We start from the raw sequence: 3,008 nt of genomic DNA on the forward strand, positions 1-3,008 counted from the left end.
TTTTTGGATAAGTCCTCGATCTATTAGTATTCGTCAACTCCATGTGTCGCCACACTTCCATCTCGAACCTATCAACCTGATCATCTTTCAGGGATCTTACTAGCTTGACGCTATGGGAAATCTCATCTTGAGGGGGGCTTCATGCTTAGATGCTTTCAGCACTTATCCCGTCCGCACATAGCTACCCAGCGATGCCTTTGGCAAGACAACTGGTACACCAGAGGTGCGTCCATCCCGGTCCTCTCGTACTAAGGACAGCTCCTCTCAAATTTCCTACGCCCACGACGGATAGGGACCGAACTGTCTCACGACGTTCTGAACCCAGCTCGCGTACCGCTTTAATGGGCGAACAGCCCAACCCTTGGGACCGACTACAGCCCCAGGATGCGATGAGCCGACATCGAGGTGCCAAACCTCCCCGTCGATGTGGACTCTTGGGGGAGATAAGCCTGTTATCCCCGGGGTAGCTTTTATCCGTTGAGCGATGGCCCTTCCATGCGGAACCACCGGATCACTAAGCCCGACTTTCGTCCCTGCTCGACTTGTAGGTCTCGCAGTCAAGCTCCCTTGTGCCTTTACACTCTACGAATGATTTCCAACCATTCTGAGGGAACCTTTGGGCGCCTCCGTTACATTTTAGGAGGCGACCGCCCCAGTCAAACTGCCCACCTGACACTGTCTCCCACCCCGATCAGGGGTGCGGGTTAGAATTTCAATACAACCAGGGTAGTATCCCACCGACGCCTCCACCGAAGCTAGCGCTCCGGCTTCAAAGGCTCCTACCTATCCTGTACAAGCTGTACCAAAATTCAATATCAGGCTGCAGTAAAGCTCCACGGGGTCTTTCCGTCCTGTCGCGGGTAACCTGCATCTTCACAGGTACTATAATTTCACCGAGTCTCTCGTTGAGACAGTGCCCAGATCGTTACGCCTTTCGTGCGGGTCGGAACTTACCCGACAAGGAATTTCGCTACCTTAGGACCGTTATAGTTACGGCCGCCGTTTACTGGGGCTTCGGTTCAAAGCTTCGCTTGCGCTAACCTCTCCCCTTAACCTTCCAGCACCGGGCAGGCGTCAGCCCCTATACTTCGCCTTGCGGCTTCGCAGAGACCTGTGTTTTTGCTAAACAGTCGCCTGGGCCTATTCACTGCGGCTCTCTCGGGCTTTAACACCCTACCAGAGCACCCCTTCTCCCGAAGTTACGGGGTCATTTTGCCGAGTTCCTTAACGAGAGTTCTCTCGCACACCTTAGGATTCTCTCCTCGCCTACCTGTGTCGGTTTGCGGTACGGGCACCATTTATCTCGCTAGAAGCTTTTCTTGGCAGTGTGGAATCAAGAACTTCGGTACTAAATTTCCCTCGCTATCACAGCTCCGCCTTCACGACAATGGGATTTGCCTCATTGTCAGCCTAACTGCTTAGACGCACATATCCAACAGTGCGCTTACTCTATCCTACTGCGTCCCTCCATTGCTCAAACGATAAAGAGGTGGTACAGGAATATCAACCTGTTATCCATCGCCTACGCTTTTCAGCCTCGGCTTAGGTCCCGACTAACCCTGGGCGGACGAGCCTTCCCCAGGAAACCTTAGGCATTCGGTGGAAGGGATTCTCACCCTTCTTTCGCTACTCATACCGGCATTCTCACTTCTAAGCGCTCCACCAGTCCTTCCGGTCTGACTTCGACGCACTTAGAACGCTCTCCTACCACGCATACCTACGGTATGCATCCACAGCTTCGGTGATACGTTTAGCCCCGGTACATTTTCGGCGCAGAGTCACTCGACCAGTGAGCTATTACGCACTCTTTAAATGGTGGCTGCTTCTAAGCCAACATCCTGGTTGTCTAAGCAACTCCACATCCTTTTCCACTTAACGTATACTTTGGGACCTTAGCTGGTGGTCTGGGCTGTTTCCCTCTTGACTACGGATCTTATCACTCGCAGTCTGACTCCCGATGATAAGTCATTGGCATTCGGAGTTTGACTGAATTCGGTAACCCGATGAGGGCCCCTAGTCCAATCAGTGCTCTACCTCCAAGACTCTTACAATCGAGGCTAGCCCTAAAGCTATTTCGGAGAGAACCAGCTATCTCCAGGTTCGATTGGAATTTCTCCGCTACCCACACCTCATCCCCGCACTTTTCAACGTGCGTGGGTTCGGGCCTCCATTCAGTGTTACCTGAACTTCACCCTGGACATGGGTAGATCACCTGGTTTCGGGTCTACGACCACATACTCATTCGCCCTATTCAGACTCGCTTTCGCTGCGGCTCCGTCTCTTCAACTTAACCTTGCATGTAATCGTAACTCGCCGGTTCATTCTACAAAAGGCACGCTATCACTCATTAATGAGCTCTAACTACTTGTAGGCACACGGTTTCAGGGTCTATTTCACTCCCCTTCCGGGGTGCTTTTCACCTTTCCCTCACGGTACTGGTTCACTATCGGTCACTAGGTAGTATTTAGCCTTGGGAGATGGTCCTCCCTGCTTCCGACGGAATTTCACGTGTTCCGCCGTACTCAGGATCCACTCAAGAGGGAACGAAGTTTCGACTACAGGGTTTTTACCTTCTTCGACGGATCTTTCCAGATCACTTCATCTACCCCGTTCCTTTGTAACTCCATATAGAGTGTCCTACAACCCCAAGAGGCAAGCCTCTTGGTTTGGGCTATCTTCCGTTTCGCTCGCCGCTACTCAGGAAATCGCGTTTGCTTTCTCTTCCTCCGGGTACTTAGATGTTTCAGTTCCCCGGGTGTGCCTTCCATACCCTATGTATTCAGGTAAGGATACTGCTCCATTACGAACAGTGGGTTTCCCCATTCGGAAATCTCCGGATCAAAGCTTACTTACAGCTCCCCGAAGCATATCGGTGTTAGTCCCGTCCTTCATCGGCTCCTAGTGCCAAGGCATCCACCGTGCGCCCTTTCTAACTTAACCTTACGGTTATACATCATATTTGACGCAAAATTTACTTTGCCTTCTTACTTGTTATCTAGTTTTCAAAG

General features: G+C 51.5%; 1 rRNA gene. It reads right to left on the reverse strand.

What is annotated here, in order from left to right:
- Nucleotides 1-3 precede the first annotated feature (3 nt).
- Nucleotides 4-2,940, reverse strand: a 23S ribosomal RNA gene (locus tag BN349_RS22660).
- Nucleotides 2,941-3,008 lie beyond the last annotated feature (68 nt).

This window comes from Bacillus sp. AP8, from assembly GCF_000321185.1.
Taxonomy (GTDB): Bacteria; Bacillota; Bacilli; order Bacillales; family DSM-1321; genus Bacillus_AD; species Bacillus_AD massilioanorexius.